16 protein-coding genes are annotated in these 15,640 nt (G+C 58.8%); 8 read left to right on the top strand and 8 right to left on the bottom strand.

Features of this window, described 5'->3' with window-relative positions; all coding sequences use genetic code 11:
- The first annotated feature begins 134 nt into the window (after positions 1–134).
- Positions 135–365, top strand: a complete 231-nt coding sequence (locus tag BFQ00_RS09110; protein ID WP_065885677.1) for a hypothetical protein — start codon at positions 135–137, stop codon at positions 363–365.
- A 9-nt stretch (positions 366–374) separates the two neighbouring features.
- Here the strand turns inward: BFQ00_RS09110 and BFQ00_RS09105 are convergent, their stop codons facing one another.
- The gene (locus BFQ00_RS09105) at positions 375–656 is read right to left on the bottom strand and encodes a hypothetical protein (RefSeq protein WP_065885694.1); all 282 of its coding nucleotides are present in this window, start codon (positions 654–656) and stop codon (positions 375–377) included.
- A 144-nt stretch (positions 657–800) separates the two neighbouring features.
- A complete protein-coding gene (locus BFQ00_RS09100; protein WP_003173828.1) occupies positions 801–986 on the bottom strand; it encodes a hypothetical protein in 186 nt (61 codons plus the stop codon).
- Positions 987–1,285: 299 nt separating this feature from the next.
- Here BFQ00_RS09100 and galU point away from each other — a divergent pair, with 299 nt between their 5' ends.
- Together galU and gorA are read left to right on the top strand one after the other, a co-directional pair.
- Positions 1,286–2,125, top strand: a complete 840-nt coding sequence (gene galU, locus BFQ00_RS09095) for a UTP--glucose-1-phosphate uridylyltransferase GalU (RefSeq protein WP_003230743.1) — start codon at positions 1,286–1,288, stop codon at positions 2,123–2,125.
- 106 nt (positions 2,126–2,231) lie between these two features.
- Complete coding sequence (gene gorA / locus BFQ00_RS09090) at positions 2,232–3,590, top strand: glutathione-disulfide reductase (RefSeq protein WP_065933265.1); 1,359 nt, start codon at positions 2,232–2,234, stop codon at positions 3,588–3,590.
- On the opposite strand, the gene BFQ00_RS09085 is transcribed toward gorA, so the two are convergent.
- On the bottom strand, positions 3,591–4,598 hold the full coding sequence (locus BFQ00_RS09085) for a DNA-binding protein (protein ID WP_065933264.1): 1,008 nt from the start codon (positions 4,596–4,598) through the stop codon (positions 3,591–3,593).
- A 170-nt stretch (positions 4,599–4,768) separates the two neighbouring features.
- Here BFQ00_RS09085 and BFQ00_RS09080 point away from each other — a divergent pair, with 170 nt between their 5' ends.
- The 3 genes from BFQ00_RS09080 to ahpF all read left to right on the top strand — a co-directional run bounded on the left by BFQ00_RS09080 (position 4,769) and on the right by ahpF (position 8,098).
- Entirely contained in the window at positions 4,769–5,701 is a 933-nt protein-coding gene (locus BFQ00_RS09080; protein WP_065933263.1) for a site-specific integrase, read from the top strand.
- 145 nt (positions 5,702–5,846) lie between these two features.
- Positions 5,847–6,410, top strand: coding sequence for an alkyl hydroperoxide reductase subunit C (gene ahpC, locus BFQ00_RS09075; RefSeq protein ID WP_005788226.1), 564 nt, complete (start codon positions 5,847–5,849; stop codon positions 6,408–6,410).
- A 122-nt stretch (positions 6,411–6,532) separates the two neighbouring features.
- Positions 6,533–8,098: an alkyl hydroperoxide reductase subunit F gene (gene ahpF, locus BFQ00_RS09070; RefSeq protein WP_065933262.1), complete on the top strand. Its 1,566-nt coding sequence runs from the start codon at positions 6,533–6,535 to the stop codon at positions 8,096–8,098.
- Between the two features lie 50 nt (positions 8,099–8,148).
- On the opposite strand, the gene gloA is transcribed toward ahpF, so the two are convergent.
- On the bottom strand, positions 8,149–8,670 hold the full coding sequence (gene gloA / locus BFQ00_RS09065) for a lactoylglutathione lyase (protein WP_065892185.1): 522 nt from the start codon (positions 8,668–8,670) through the stop codon (positions 8,149–8,151).
- Between the two features lie 178 nt (positions 8,671–8,848).
- Between gloA and BFQ00_RS09060 the strand changes: the two genes are divergently transcribed.
- On the top strand, positions 8,849–9,379 hold the full coding sequence (locus BFQ00_RS09060; protein ID WP_065933394.1) for a DUF4946 domain-containing protein: 531 nt from the start codon (positions 8,849–8,851) through the stop codon (positions 9,377–9,379).
- A 270-nt stretch (positions 9,380–9,649) separates the two neighbouring features.
- Here BFQ00_RS09060 and BFQ00_RS09055 read toward each other — a convergent pair whose 3' ends face one another.
- Both BFQ00_RS09055 and BFQ00_RS09050 read right to left on the bottom strand, forming a co-directional pair.
- Complete coding sequence (locus BFQ00_RS09055) at positions 9,650–10,015, bottom strand: histone-like nucleoid-structuring protein, MvaT/MvaU family (RefSeq protein WP_065892186.1); 366 nt, start codon at positions 10,013–10,015, stop codon at positions 9,650–9,652.
- Between the two features lie 199 nt (positions 10,016–10,214).
- Positions 10,215–11,756 (bottom strand): EAL domain-containing protein, encoded by a 1,542-nt coding sequence (locus BFQ00_RS09050; RefSeq protein ID WP_065933261.1) that lies wholly within the window; start codon positions 11,754–11,756, stop codon positions 10,215–10,217.
- 395 nt (positions 11,757–12,151) lie between these two features.
- Between BFQ00_RS09050 and hppD the strand changes: the two genes are divergently transcribed.
- Complete coding sequence (gene hppD, locus BFQ00_RS09045; RefSeq protein ID WP_065885685.1) at positions 12,152–13,228, top strand: 4-hydroxyphenylpyruvate dioxygenase; 1,077 nt, start codon at positions 12,152–12,154, stop codon at positions 13,226–13,228.
- Positions 13,229–13,275: 47 nt separating this feature from the next.
- Here the strand turns inward: hppD and rarD are convergent, their stop codons facing one another.
- Both rarD and BFQ00_RS09035 read right to left on the bottom strand, forming a co-directional pair.
- A complete protein-coding gene (rarD, locus tag BFQ00_RS09040) occupies positions 13,276–14,157 on the bottom strand; it encodes an EamA family transporter RarD (protein ID WP_065885686.1) in 882 nt (293 codons plus the stop codon).
- 148 nt (positions 14,158–14,305) lie between these two features.
- Positions 14,306–15,316: an aldo/keto reductase gene (locus BFQ00_RS09035; protein ID WP_065933260.1), complete on the bottom strand. Its 1,011-nt coding sequence runs from the start codon at positions 15,314–15,316 to the stop codon at positions 14,306–14,308.
- Positions 15,317–15,640 lie beyond the last annotated feature (324 nt).

The following is a 15,640-nucleotide window of genomic DNA, read 5'->3' as shown; positions in this document are numbered from 1 at the left end:
AAAGCCGATCATGCTGATGGGAAGGCCCAATGGCGTGTCGATCGGCAGGGCATCCGTTAAACTGTCGGTCACTGCCTACAAGCATGCCGCTCAAACCCGTTTGAGCAGCATCGCACCGCCTGGAATGTCCCATTATGAAGCGAGAACACGTCAAAGCCCGCCATGCTGAAGGTCAGATCACGGCGACCCACGTCATCCAGAACCCTGCCGACCTGGGCGAGTGGATCGTATTCTTCAAGAAAAGTGACGGCCGCAGTTACTTCCTGGTGGACGATCAGGATGAGGTCGAGTCATTCCCGCGCCTGGATGACTTGATCGAAACCCTGCGCGGCCTGGGGATCAAATTCGCCGAAGTTCACCTGTAGCACCAAGGCTTACTTGCACACCACCACGACGCTGCGGCCTTTGAAATTGCCGACATCCTTGCCCAGGGTCTGCTCGCTTTCCTTGAGTGACGGGGTGCCGTCGGTGCCGACGATGCGGTAACCGGTGCCTGCGCAGGAGGCGTCGGCTTTCTCATAGCAACTGGCCCATGAATTGGCTTCGCCCGAGCAGTCGATGGTCAGGCCTTGTTCACCATTTTTCAGGTAAGTGTCGGAGGTGGTGGTGCAACCGGCCAGCGCCAATACCGCAGTGAGTGCCAGGATTTTGTTCATAGAGAGTCGTCTTCGAAGGTGTGGGGGAGAGCGCTGACACTGACGTGGGGCGTTGGCGGAAGATTATAGCGAACTGCCATCTAGGTACAGCCAAACACAAAAAAAGCCCCGCTCTGCGGGGCTTTTGCTGCAAGACCGCGTGGCTTACTTGCCCTTCGGCCGCTTGCTCGACGCGTGACCGGCTTCATCGACGAACACCTCGGCCACCGCAATGGCCATGCTTTCGGTCTCGAAAACGCCCGCGACGCTGTCGCCATGGAAGTTGATCAAGTGCCAACCGTCCGCACGCTGGGTGATCAGGTAGCCGTTTACGCCTTTGGGTTCTGACATCTAATTAGCAATCTCGTAAGCTGATTCAAGGGTGCAATGATAGCCGCAAATACCCCGTCGTTGCCCAAGTAATTCCAGCCCGGTGCCAGGCTTGGAAAAGCGTGCTACAAAGGATCAGGCTCTTTGGAAAATCAACACTTGAGCGCCGGCCAGCCTGCCGGTTGAAAGATCAGCGGAACTTACGCCGACATTTTTTCTCTATGATGACATCGCGGCGCCAGCAGGACCCATTGTAAGGTGACTGCGGCCTGATTAGACTGCGCCGAATTCCGTACGCACAGCCCTTTGTAAGGACTCATATGATCAAGAAATGCTTGTTCCCGGCAGCCGGTTACGGCACTCGCTTCCTGCCAGCGACCAAAGCCATGCCCAAAGAGATGCTGCCGGTGGTGAACAAGCCACTGATTCAGTACGGCGTCGAAGAGGCACTGGATGCCGGCTTGAATGAAATCTCCATCGTGACCGGCCGCGGTAAACGCGCACTGGAAGACCACTTCGACATCAGCTATGAGTTGGAAAATCAGATCAAGGGCACCGACAAGGAAAAATACCTGGTCGGTATTCGCAAGCTGCTCGACGAATGCTCGTTCTCCTACACCCGTCAGACCCAGATGAAAGGCCTTGGCCACGCCATCCTCACCGGTCGCCCGCTGATCGGTGACGAACCGTTCGCCGTGGTACTGGCCGATGACCTGTGCGTAAACCTGGAAGGCGACGGCGTGCTGACCCAGATGGTCAAGCTCTACCAGAAATACCGCTGCACCATCGTTGCGGTAATGGAAGTCAACCCGGCGGAAACCAACAAGTACGGCGTGATCGCCGGCGACGACATTGGTGATGGCCTGATCCGCGTGCGTGACATGGTCGAGAAGCCAGCGCCGGAAGATGCACCGTCGAACCTGGCGATCATCGGCCGCTACATCCTGACCCCGGACATCTTCAAACTGATCGAAGAAACCGAGCCAGGCAAGGGCGGCGAGATTCAGATCACCGACGCCCTGCTCAAGCAGGCCAAAGATGGTTGCGTAATTGCCTACAAGTTCAAGGGCCAGCGTTTCGACTGCGGCGGCGCTGAAGGCTACATCGAGGCGACCAACTTCTGCTACGAGCACTTCTACAAGACTGGCAAGGCGTACTGATTTCACGCTTGCCGATCTGTTTCAACTGAAAGCCACCTTCGGGTGGCTTTTTCGTTTTTCAGCCCCATGTAAGTCGGTATGCTGGTGTCCTGCCGAGGAGAATGAAATGGCCTATGATTTTGACCTGTATGTAATTGGCGCCGGTTCCGGCGGTGTTCGCGCGGCGCGCTTTGCCGCAGGTTTTGGCGCCAAGGTGGCCGTGGCGGAAAGCCGCTACCTGGGCGGTACCTGCGTGAATGTCGGTTGCGTGCCGAAGAAACTATTGGTGTACGGCGCGCATTTTGCCGAAGACTTCGAACAGGCCAGCGGTTTCGGCTGGTCGCTGGGTGAGGCGAACTTTGACTGGGCGACCCTGATCGCCAACAAAGACCGGGAGATCAACCGTCTCAACGGTATCTATCGCAACCTGCTGGTCAACAGCGGCGTGACCCTGCACGAAGGGCATGCGCGCCTGGTGGATCCGCACCAGGTGGAAATCAATGGCGAGCGCTTCACCGCCAAGCATGTCCTGATCGCCACGGGCGGCTGGCCGCAGATCCCGGACATTCCAGGTCGCGAGCATGCCATTGGCTCCAACGAAGCGTTCTTTCTCAAAGAGCTGCCAAAGCGCGTACTGGTGGTAGGCGGTGGCTATATCGCCGTTGAGTTCGCGGGTATTTTCCATGGTTTGGGCGCGCAGACGTCGTTGCTGTATCGCGGCGACCTGTTCCTTCGCGGCTTCGATGGTTCGGTGCGCAAGCACTTGCAGGAAGAGCTGACCAAACGCGGCCTGGACCTGCAGTTCAATGCCGACATCGAGCGCATCGACAAGCAAGCCGATGGCAGTCTCAAGGCCACCTTGAAAGACGGTCGGGTGCTGGAAGCCGACTGCGTGTTCTACGCCACCGGCCGGCGCCCGATGCTGGACAACCTGGGCCTGGAAAATACCGGCGTCACCCTCGATGAGCGTGGTTTCGTCAGCGTGGACGAGCTGTATCAAACCAGCGAGCCGTCGATCCTGGCCATTGGCGATGTGATCGGCCGCGTCCAATTGACCCCGGTCGCCCTGGCCGAAGGCATGGCGGTGGCGCGTCGCCTGTTCAAGCCCGAGCAGTACCGTCCGGTGGATTACGCGATGATTCCGACGGCGGTGTTCAGCCTGCCGAATATCGGTACGGTGGGCCTTACGGAAGAGGAGGCGAAGAAGAACGGCCATAAGGTGCAGATCTTCGAGAGCCGTTTCCGGCCGATGAAGCTGACCCTGACGGACTGTCAGGAAAAGACCCTGATGAAGCTGGTGGTTGATGCCGACACCGACAAAGTGCTGGGCTGCCACATGGTCGGGCCCGATGCCGGCGAAATCGTGCAGGGCCTGGCGATCGCGCTCAAGGCCGGCGCGACCAAACAGCATTTTGACGAGACCATTGGCGTGCACCCGACGTCGGCGGAAGAGTTCGTCACCATGCGCACGCCTGTGGCGGACTGATCAGGTTTCGCCGGTTGCCTCTGGCGTCGTTGCAACGACGGCGGCCAGACGCAACGCTTCAATACTGGCCTGGGCCTTGAGAAGGTCCAGCTCCAGCGCCTTGTTGGCCTGCTGATGCTCAGTCAGCGCTGCCTGGCGTGACTGGCTTTCCAGCAGCGCCACCCGCAGGCGCTCCTGAAGCAGTGTGCGCTCGCTGTCGACCTGGCTGATCTTCTCGTTCAGCTCAAGCTGCAAGACCTGGTCTTTGCGCCGTTGCTCCTGCAATGCGTTCAGCTCCTTCGCGGTCACCCGGTGTTCGATCAACAAGCGTTCGTTGTCTCGATGCAATTGGGTGATTTCGTCCTGACGCACCAGCGCACTCTGCTGGGCCTGGCGCAGCTCGGCTTGTACCTGCTGCAACTGACCTTCATGACGGCGCTGCTCCTGTTCACGCTGCTCCTTGACCGCATTGCGGTAATGCTCAAGGGCATCGCGGGCGTGCAGGTGCTTATCTTCCAGGGAGCGAATCTGCTCGTCCTTGTCCTTGAGCCTCAATTCGTAATCGCTGCACGCCTGACTGAGCCCGGCGTTGCGCGTTTGCTCGGCCTGCAGGCTGGTGCCGGCGGTTTGCAGGGCGGCGCTTTCCTCGGCGAGGGCGGCGGCCTGGATATCGAACTGCTGTTGCAGCTGATCATGGGCTTCTTGCAACGTTTCAAGCTGAGTGAGCAGGGCGCTTTTGTGCTGCTCAAACTGCGCCAGGGCGAGGTCGATGGGCTCCTGGGCCTTCTCTTTCAGGCGCTGGGCGAGCCGTGCCACCAATTCGCCAAGCTCATCATCAATGGGGGCTTCGGTGATGGTCTGGCGGCTCTCACTTTCGTCCAGCTCCTTGAGATAGCGGTGAATGGTGGTTTTCGAGCCGGTATTGCCCATTTCGATGCGCACGGCGTCGATGCTGGGGTTTTCGCCACGGGCGAGGATCGCCAGGCGGGCCGTCTGAACGACTGCTTTGTTTATGCCACCACGAGCCATGGGGTCTCCGTCGATTTCGTACTGTGGTACAGGGTATGTATTTACATACTATATCACAGCTAAAAATGCTTTAAATTCATGATTTAACAGATGGGATATTGGCGTATTATCCCGTGTCATAAGCATTTTTAGCGTCGAACCAGGCGTTCGCAGTACGAATAGGCCCTGCCATGAGTGATCTTGATCGTTACCTCAACGCCGCGACCCGTGACAACACGCGTCGTAGCTACCGCGCAGCCATCGAGCACTTCGAAGTCAGTTGGGGTGGCTTCCTGCCCGCCACCAGCGACAGCGTGGCGCGCTACCTGGTCGCGCACGCGGGCGTGCTGGCCGTCAACACGCTGAAGTTGCGACTCTCGGCACTGGCGCAGTGGCACACCAGCCAGGGGTTTGCCGACCCGACCAAGGCCCCGGTGGTGCGCAAGGTACTCAAGGGTATCCGCGCCGTGCACCCTGCGCGGGAGCGGCAGGCCGAGCCGTTGCAGCTCAAGCACCTGGAGCAGGTGGTGGCGTCGCTTGAGCGTGAAGCCAGCGAAGCCAGTGACAAGCAGGACCGGCCTGGGTGGCTGCGCGCCAAACGCGACACGGCGCTGATCCTGCTGGGGTTCTGGCGTGGCTTTCGCAGTGATGAGCTGTGTCGCTTGAGTGTCGAGCATGTCCAGGCGGTGCCCGGAGCCGGCATCAGCCTGTACTTGCCGCGCAGCAAAAGTGACCGCGACAACCTCGGCAAGACCTACCACACACCCGCACTGCTGCGCCTGTGCCCGGTACAGGCCTACAGCGAATGGCTCAGCGCCTCGGCACTGGTGCGTGGCCCGGTGTTTCGCGGGATCGATCGCTGGGGCAACCTGGGCGAGGAGGGGCTGCACCCCAACAGCGTGATTCCACTGCTGCGCCAGGCGCTTGCGCGCGCGGGCATCCCGGCCGAGCAATACACCAGCCATTCCCTGCGACGCGGCTTCGCGACCTGGGCCCATCGCAGCGGCTGGGATCTGAAGTCGTTGATGAGTTACGTCGGCTGGAACGACATGAAATCGGCCATGCGCTATGTTGAAGCGACGCCTTTTCTCGGCATGACGCTGGCGACCCAAACGCTGCTATGAGATTTCTTCTATTAATACAGTCATCTGATAGAGAAACCCAATCGTCAGCATCAGGTTTGCCAATGAGCCATCGTCACAGAGAATGGGTAGGATTCACCCCATCAACTTGTTAAGCCTTTCTACAAACCCTGACGGAGAGTCAACGATGCCTATCATCAACAGCCAAGTAAAACCGTTCAAAGCCACCGCGTTCAAAAACGGCAGCTTCCTCGATGTGACCGACGCTGACCTGAAAGGCAAGTGGTCTGTGGTGTTCTTCTACCCAGCCGACTTCACCTTCGTTTGCCCAACCGAACTGGAAGACCTGGCTGACAACTACGCCGAATTCCAGAAACTGGGCGTAGAAATCTACAGCGTGTCCACCGACACCCACTTTGCCCACGCTGCCTGGCACAACACTTCGCCAGCCATCGGCAAGATCCAGTACACCATGATCGGTGACCCGACCCTGACCATCTCGCGCAACTTCGACGTGCTGATCGAAGAAGCCGGCCTGGCGGACCGCGGTACTTTCGTGATCAACCCGGAAGGCCAGATCAAGATCGTTGAACTGAATGACGGCGGTGTTGGCCGTGACGCCTCTGAGCTGCTGCGCAAGATCAAGGCCGCCCAGTACGTTGCTGCCCACCCGGGCGAAGTGTGCCCAGCCAAGTGGAAAGAAGGCGAGGCCACCCTGGCTCCGTCCCTGGACCTGGTCGGCAAGATCTAAGTCTGTGAAGTCTCAAGGGCGGGTATCCGCACCTACCCAGTAAGCTGCAACCGCCCTCAAAAACGCCCGGGCGAGATTCGCTCGGGCGTTTTTTTTACCCAGAATTAAAGGAAATCGCCCGTATGTTGGACGCCAATCTTAAAGCTCAGTTGAAGTCATACCTGGAGCGGGTTACCCAGCCGATCGAGATCGTCGCCTCCCTCGATGACGGCGCGAAATCCCAGGAGATGCTCGCTCTTTTGCAGGACGTAGCCAGCCTCTCCACGCTGATTACCCTGCACAGCGATGGCAATGATGCGCGCAAGCCGTCGTTCTCCATCAACCGCCCGGGTGCCGAGATCAGCCTGCGTTTCGCCGGCATCCCCATGGGCCATGAATTCACGTCCCTGGTGCTGGCCCTGCTGCAAGTCGGTGGCCATCCGTCCAAGGCCAGTGTCGAAGTGATTGAACAGATCCGCGCCTTGAAAGGCGAGTTCAGCTTCGAGACCTACTTTTCGCTGTCGTGCCAGAACTGCCCGGACGTGGTCCAGGCGCTGAACCTGATGGCCGTGCTCAACCCCAACATCCGCCACGTGGCCATTGACGGCGCGCTGTTCCAGGCTGAAGTCGATGAGCGCCAGATCATGGCGGTGCCCAGTGTCTACCTCAACGGTGTGAACTTCGGCCAGGGCCGTATGGGCCTGGAGGAAATCCTCGCCAAGCTCGACACCAGCGGTATCGAAAAGGCCGCCGAGAAAATCAGCGCCAAGGATGCCTTTGATGTATTGGTCGTCGGCGGTGGCCCGGCCGGTTCATCGGCTGCGATCTACGCTGCCCGCAAAGGCATTCGTACCGGTGTGGCCGCCGAGCGTTTTGGTGGTCAGGTACTGGACACCATGTCCATCGAGAACTTTATCTCGGTACAGGAAACCGAAGGCCCGAAACTGGCCAGTGCCCTGGAAGCCCATGTACGTCAGTACGACGTCGACATCATGAACCTGCAGCGTGCCAGCAGCCTGGTGCCGGCGAAAAACGCCGGTGAGTTGCACGAAATCCGCTTCGAAAGCGGTGCGACGCTCAAGTCCAAAACCGTGATCCTGGCCACTGGTGCGCGCTGGCGTGAAATGGGCGTGCCGGGCGAGCAGCAATACAAGGCCAAGGGCGTGTGCTTCTGCCCGCATTGCGACGGCCCGCTGTTCAAGGGCAAGCGCGTAGCGGTGATTGGTGGCGGTAACTCAGGCGTCGAAGCCGCCATCGATCTGGCCGGTATCGTTAGCCATGTCACGTTGCTGGAGTTCGACAGCAAGCTGCGCGCCGACGCTGTGTTGCAGCGCAAGCTGTACAGCCTGCCGAACGTCGACGTAATCACCAGCGCATTGACCAGTGAAGTCAAAGGCGATGGTCAGAAAGTCACCGGTCTTGCCTACAAGGATCGCGACAGCGGCGAGTTCAAGACCCTCGACCTGGAAGGCATCTTTGTGCAAATCGGTCTGTTGCCCAACACCGACTGGCTCAAAGGCACCGTGGAACTGACGCCTCGCGGCGAGATCATCGTCGATACACGTGGCGAGACCTCATTGCCGGGTGTATTCGCCGCCGGTGACGTCACGACCGTGCCGTACAAGCAGATCGTGATTGCCGTGGGCGAGGGCGCCAAGGCTTCCCTGAGTGCGTTCGACCACCTGATCCGCACGTCTGCCCCTGCGTAAAATCCGAAGCGCAAATAAAAAACCCCATGAGTGATCATGGGGTTTTCTCGTCACATCGGTGCTGGCTGAATGATTTCAACCCAGTACGCATCCGGGTCCTTGATAAAGGCCAGGCTTTTCATGCGGCCATCGCTCAGGCGCTTCTGGAAATCGCAGCCCAGGGCTTCGAAGCGTTCGCATGCCGCGACGATGTCCGGCACCGAGATGCAAATGTGGCCAAAGCCACGAGGGTCGGTGTTGCCATTGTGGTAGGCGAAATCGGCATCGTTTTCGGTGCCGTGGTTGTGGGTCAGTTCCAGGATGCCAGGGATCGACTTCATCCACTGGGTGCGCTCAGCCGCGTCAGCCGGGATCTGGGCCTTGTCCACCAGGGCGAGGAAATACAGGCTGAATTCGGCTTCCGGGAAGTCACGTTTTTCAACCAGGGAAAAACCCAGTACGCGGGTGTAGAAATCCAGCGACTTGGTGATGTCCTTGACCCGCAACATGGTGTGGTTGAACACGAAGTTTGCGGTGGCGGTATCAGGTTGGGCAGTAACGCCGGGGAAGGTGTTCAGTTCGTGCAGGCTCATGGGCCCTCCAGAAAAAATGGGGCAAAGCGGTCCCTTGGCTTGCGGCAAGCATCCGTGCAGATGGGCCATGATACGCAAGGCCTGCCGGTCACGCCAAATGAAAAAGCTGACGCAACCCTTGCGAGCTGTGGGTCCGGGGCCGCAAACTTTGGTGCTGGAACCCTGGATGCTTTTTGCAATGATCGAGTTTCGTAAAGCGCTGTTGAGTACCGTGTGTCTACTGCTGGCGTGCCCGCTCGTATGGGCGACCGCCCCCGAGATCCATTGGCCCAGCGGTTGGCAGGTGGAGGAAGTTGAACCCGACGCCGCCGGAAAGAGCCAGGCCGTGACGCGTCAGCGTGCGATCAAGAATGACGAAAATGGCCAGACCTTGATGGTGATGGAGTTGACCGGTACGCCAATTGAGGCCGGGCACCAGGTCAATCTTCAAGGCGTGTTGCTGGAAATGCGCAAGTCCATTCAAAAAGATTTTGCCCAGGGCGGTTATCAAAGCGTGTGCACCAAAATGCACGCCGCTACATTGAGCCGCCTTGACGCGCTGGAAACTACCTGCGTGATTACCGAGAACGGTCGGCATGTGCTATCGCAGACACTAGTGGGTGCGGTGGATAAGGAAAAAGCCTACGTGTTTTCATATGCGGGCCAGGCGCAAGCGTACGAGGCCAGTCAGGATGAAGTCAATTCAGTACGTGACAGTCTCAAACTTTGAATGGGTGTATGCGAAAGAAAGTGAACTTTAATTTAAGTTCGCTTGCGAACCTGAAAACGAAAAAGCCCCGCGTGAGCGGTAATGCCGTTCAGTTAAGGCTTTTTGTAGGAGCGAGCTTGCTCGCGAAAAACCACAGGCGCCGCGTTCAATCAGGAAACACGCGTTATCGTTGACGTTTTTCGCGAGCAAGCTCGCTCCTACAGAGGGCGATGTACGCTTAACTGAACAGCATTACCCGCGTGAGCGGGGCTTTCTATTAGTGCATGTTAATCAACCGCGAAGCCAGGAATCTACAGTGGCAGCGCCGTGCTCTTCTTTCCAGGCTTTCAGGCCACGATGGTTGCCGCCTTTGGTCTCGATCAGCTCACCGGTGTGCGGGTTCTGATAGACCTTGACCACGCGGGCGCGGCGCTGTTTCGGTGCGGCCGCGGGGGTGGCGCCGCGCTTGGCCGGGTTTGGATCAAGGATGGAGATCACATCGCGCAGGCTCTTGTCGTAGCTGCCCATCAGTTTTTTAAGTTTTTCTTCAAATTCGATTTCTTTCTTCAGCCCGGCGTCGTTCTTCAGTGATTCCAGCTGGGCAAGCTGCTCTTGAAGGGCTTTTTCTGCTGCGCGAAATTCGGCGAGTCTGGACAAAATCTGTACTCCAATAGTGTAGTTAGCTGATATCTACTGCGAAGAAAGCCTTAAGCCAAGAGGGTTAAGCTAACTCAAACGAAAACACCTGACTGTGAGTGTATCGCCGGCAAGAAAAATTGTAGTAGTTAATCCACTTCGAGTAAATCATGTCTTTTGTCTAAATAACATGCTGGCCGTGAAGGCAGTCGGTGACTGTTCACTGACGAGTCACCGACTTAATGAACTCATCGCCGGGTAATGGACGGCCGAACAGGTAGCCTTGCAAGAAGTCCACGCCTTTTGCGACGAGGTAATCACACTGTTGCGCTGTTTCCACACCCTCGGCCACGATGCCCAGGTCGAGTTTGACGGACAGTTCGATGATGCTGTCCAGAATATGCCGTGAGAGGGCATCCGCACCGATCATGGCGACAAAGCTTTGATCGATCTTCAAGTAGTCCACATTGAAGTGACGCAAGTAGCCCAGGCTGGAATGCCCGGTGCCGAAGTCGTCTATGGCGATCATCACGCCCAACTGGTGCAGCGCGTCGAACAAGCGCCGTGTGATGTCGGTGGGCTCGATCAACTCACGCTCGGTCAGTTCCAGTACCAGGGTTATCTGGCCGGGCGGGAAGGCCGCAAGGAACGCTCGGCAGTCGTCCACCAGCTCCAGGTCCTGGCAATGACGCGCGGTGATGTTCACGCCGATATGAAACCCCCGGCTGAAGCGCTCGGCGTGCGGCGCCAGTTGCGCGGCCGTCTGGCGCAGCAGGGCGCGTGTCATGGGCACGATCAACCCGGAGTGCTCGGCCAGGGGAATGAACAGGTCCGGTCGCACCAGGCCTTCCTTTGGGTGTTGCCAACGCATCAGCACCTCGCAACCGGCCCATTGGCGTGTGTCGCCGCGCACCACCGGTTGAAAATACGGGATGAACTCATCGGCGCCCAGGGCACGTTGCAACTCGTGGGTAGGCGCCGAAGAGCGCTTTTGCAGCCAATGGGCAAGGAGGCCGGCCAGCACACCAAAAAACACCACCAGGCTGAACACGGCCGGATAGCGCGCTTGCATGTAACGCCAGACCTCACCCTCGGGCATGCCCACGTCGACGCTGTATTGATAGCGGTTGGAGGCCAGGAAGTGAGGGGCTATGGCAAACTTCGGCGGCGCGTCGGTATGGACCTTGCCGTCGGCGTCCAGCCAGTTGGGGCCCACCTTTAACACCAGGGAGGCGTAGCGGCTGATCAGGCGCAGGGCATTGGTGAGGTGGTAACCGTCAATCGAGGCAAACGCGCCTCGATCACCGTCGACCAACCGGTACACCAGCAGTGCGGTATCCGGCGTGACGGGGTTGCCGTTCATCAACCACAAACGCCCGCCAACGTAGTCGTCCGGGTTGACCGGCGAGTCATGCCGGCTGCCAAACAATGAACTGCAATAAATGTTTTTCTGCCAGGACAAGGTGGTAGCGCGCACGAACGGCCGGCGGGTGACCTGTTCACGCAGTGCCAGCGTTGCCGCGTTGTCACACGGCAAGCCGGCCAGCGGCAACAGGTCCTGGGCGGCGAGGGCGGTGTTGTCGAGCATCAAGTCGAACTGACGCACCGCTTCCCTGGCCGTTTGTGCAGTGCTTTGTTCTAGCGTGCGCTCGGCTTGCCAATAAAGAATCACGACCCCCAATAAAACGGGGAGCAGGCCGCAGACGATGCTCAGGCAATAACGGGCAACTCGGCTTTGTGGGCCTTGGGATGTAAAGGGCATAGAGGAGCGGCCGTGCAAAAAAAAGAAGGGGACAATGCCGATGATAGATGGCATTCACACAAGGCGCTCAGCAAAACGTAACAGCGTCTGCCCGGGTGACAAATCCCTTGCGCGCGGCAAGGCAATGGGGATTTGATAAGCGTACGGGCAAATAGAGCGCGGACAAAAAGTGTTACGCTGTGTAGAATCGATTTACGCATACAAGAATATGGACTTGCGCTCACGCAAGCCTCGCCGTCAGAGACTGATGACACCATGAAGCAACTCGGTTCTCCCCTGATTTTTGGTGACTTCCTCGCCCGCAGTGTGCGAGGCCTTTCCTGTGCGCCACCCGCCGACCTCATCCTTGCCGGTAAATAACCAGTTGTTACTCCAAGCATGATGAGGCACCCGACATGACCGACCAATACGAAAACCCGATGGGCCTGATGGGCTTTGAATTCATTGAGTTCGCATCGCCGACCCCGGGCATCCTGGAGCCGATCTTCGAGATCATGGGCTTCACCAAGGTGGCGACCCACCGTTCCAAGGACGTGCAGCTGTTTCGCCAGGGTGAGATCAACCTGATCCTCAATAACGAGCCCAACAGTCTGGCCTCCTACTTCGCCGCCGAACACGGCCCGTCGGTGTGCGGCATGGCGTTTCGGGTGAAGAACTCGCAGCAGGCCTACCAGCGCGCCCTGGAACTGGGGGCCCAGCCGATTCATATCGAAACCGGTCCGATGGAGCTGAACCTGCCGGCGATCAAAGGCATCGGCGGTGCGCCTCTGTACCTGATCGACCGGTTTGGCGAGGGCAGCTCGATCTATGACATCGACTTCGTCTACCTCGAAGGCGTAGACCGCAACCCTAAAGGCGCCGGCCTCAAGGTCATCGATCACCTGACCCACAACGTCTATCGTGGCCGCATGGTCTACTGGGCCAATTTCTACGAGAAACTGTTCAACTTCCGTGAAGCGCGCTACTTCGACATCAAGGGTGAGTACACCGGCCTGACGTCCAAGGCCATGAGCGCGCCGGATGGCATGATTCGCATCCCGTTGAACGAAGAATCGTCCAAGGGCGCAGGCCAGATCGAAGAGTTCCTGATGCAGTTCAACGGCGAGGGCATCCAGCACGTGGCGTTTCTCACCGATGACCTGGTCTCGACCTGGGACGCGTTGAAGAAGATCGGCATGCGCTTCATGACCGCGCCGCCGGACACTTACTACGAAATGCTCGAAGGCCGCCTGCCCAACCACGGCGAACCGGTGGACCAGTTGCAGGCCCGCGGCATTTTGCTGGACGGCTCGTCGATCGAAGGCGACAAGCGCCTGTTGCTGCAGATTTTCTCGGAAACCCTGATGGGCCCGGTGTTCTTCGAGTTCATCCAGCGCAAAGGCGACGATGGGTTCGGCGAAGGCAACTTCAAGGCGTTGTTCGAGTCGATCGAGCGCGATCAAGTGCGTCGCGGTGTATTGACCGCCGACTAGGCAAAAAATAAAGCCCGGCTTCGGCCGGGCTTTATTTTGCCTGGAATTCAGGCTCTGCGCTGACGCACCAGGTGCTTGAATCCTTCATACATCAGCACCATCACCGCCAACCAGATCGGGATATAGGTCAGCCATTGCCCGCCCTTGATGCCTTCACCCAGCAGTAGCGCTACGGCGAGCAACAACACCGGCTCCACATAGCTGAGCAGGCCGAACAGGCTGAAGGCCAGCAATCGGCTGGCGATGATGTAGCTCACCAGCGCCGAAGCACTGATCAAACCCAGCATGGGAATCAACGCGTACAACTTCGGCTGCGCATCCAGTACCGCGAAGCCCTGCTCGCCGCTTTGCACAAACCACCAGGCCACCGGCAACATCAACGCCATGTCCAGCCACAGGCCGCCCAGATGGTCGGTGCCCAGGTACTTGCGCACCACGAAGTACACCGGGTAACCGATGATCACCACCAGCGTTGCCCAGGAAAACCCGCCAGCCTGATACAACTCGTTGAGCACGCCCAACGTGGCAAACACTACGGCGATCTGCTGCAAGCGCGACAACTGCTCGCCGTAGACCAGGCGTCCGGTCAGCACCATGGTCAGCGGCAACAGGAAATACCCCACCGACACGTCCAGGCTGCGCCCATTGAGCGGCGCCCACATGAACAGCCATAACTGCACGCCGAGCAGCGCGGACGACAGCAGCACGCCGCCGATCAAGCGCGGCCTGGTCGCCAGCATGCGCAGCAACTCCCACGCCCGTCGCCATTCGCCGCTGACCACCATGAAGACGGTCATACAGGGCACGGTCAGCAACATGCGCCAGCCGAAAATTTCCAGGCCGCTCAGGGGGGTGAGCAGCGACGTAAAGTAATACATCACGGCAAACAACACCGAGGCCGATACCGATAACACAACACCTTTAGACACGCAGTCCTCACGAAAGCCAATTTGAGATAAACAGGAAGAATCGAGAGGCGGATTATGGTGCTTTTGGTGGCTCAGGTGCGCTGATTTGGGGCAAAAGGCGGAAAAAGGCTGAAAATGGTCGTTTTACACGCGTGGGCTCAAGGGTTGCCTATGAGCGCACCGTACGACCCGAGACAAAGTGACTCACATCATTGAACCCCGGCGTGGACGAGTGCCCAGGGGTTACCAGCGAATCAATGAATGCTTCATCTTCCGCGCTGATCTTCACCTCGAGTGCGCCGGTATAGGCATCCCACTGCGCCTCGGTGCGCGGGCCGACAATCGTCGAGCTCACCGCCGCGCTATTGAGCACCCAGGCAATCGCAAACTCGACCATGCCCACGCCACGCCCCTCGGTGTATTGCTGGATCTGCTGGGCGATGCGCAGCGATTCGACGCGCCATTCGGTTTCCAGGATGCGTTTGTCCTGGCGTGCAGCGCGGCTGCCAGGCTCGGGTGTCAGGTCCGGCGCGTACTTGCCGCTGAGCACGCCCCGCGCCAGCGGGCTGTACGGCACCACGCCCAGGCCATAAGCGGCTGCGGCGGTGATCTGCTCGACTTCGGCCTGGCGATTGACAATGTTGTACAACGGCTGACTGATGATCGGCCGGTCAACGCCCAGGCGTTCGGCCACGCGTATGACCTCGGCAATACGCCAGCCGCGGTAGTTGGACAATCCCCAATAGCGAACCTTGCCCTGGCGAATAAGATCGCCGATCGCTGATACCGTGACCTCCAGCGGAGTGTCGGGGTCCTCGCGGTGCAGGTAGTAGATGTCCAGGTAGTCGGTGTCCAGGCGGCCCAGGCTGGCCTCCAGCGCGTTGAACATACGCTTGCGGCTCAGCCCGTTGCGGTTGGGCATGCCATCCGCCGGGCCCATCCCGACCTTGGACGCCACCACCCAGTCCTGTCGGTTGCGCGCGATGGCCTCGCCGACGATTTCCTCTGAGCGTCCGCCGGTGTAGACGTCGGCGGTGTCGATAAAGTTGATGCCTTGATCCCAGGCCTTGTCGATGATGCGCAGCGAGTCTTCAGTGTTGGTCTGTTCGCCAAACATCATGCTGCCCAGCGTCAGGGCGCTGACCTTTAATCCGGACTGGCCCAATGTGCGGTAAATCATGCAGAGCTCCTCATGGCAGGCAAACGTGTGTCATGCAATACCAGACACGAGCGGTTTGGAACAAGCGCTGTGTGTGTTTCTTCATGCACTCAGCAGGGGCTGGCAGCGCTTCTGTAAAAACCGCTGCGGCATTTTCATCCGTCCGAGACTGGCAGGCGGTGGGGACACTTCAGGTTGAACGGCGCCGGCTGACGGATGCTTCACAATCCAAATGTGGGAGGGGGCTTGCTCCCGATGGCGGCCTCAGGGCTGGCCAGTATCTTGGATCAGACCGAGTACATATCCGTTATTTAGGTCACGGCCACTTAGGGTTCCGCTTTTACA

It is taken from the genome of Pseudomonas sp. 28 E 9 (assembly GCF_900004785.1).
GTDB classification, from domain to species: Bacteria; Pseudomonadota; Gammaproteobacteria; order Pseudomonadales; family Pseudomonadaceae; genus Aquipseudomonas; species Aquipseudomonas orientalis_A.
The sequence above is the reverse complement of the archived record's forward strand: the minus strand, read 5'-3'. Positions and strand labels throughout refer to the sequence as shown.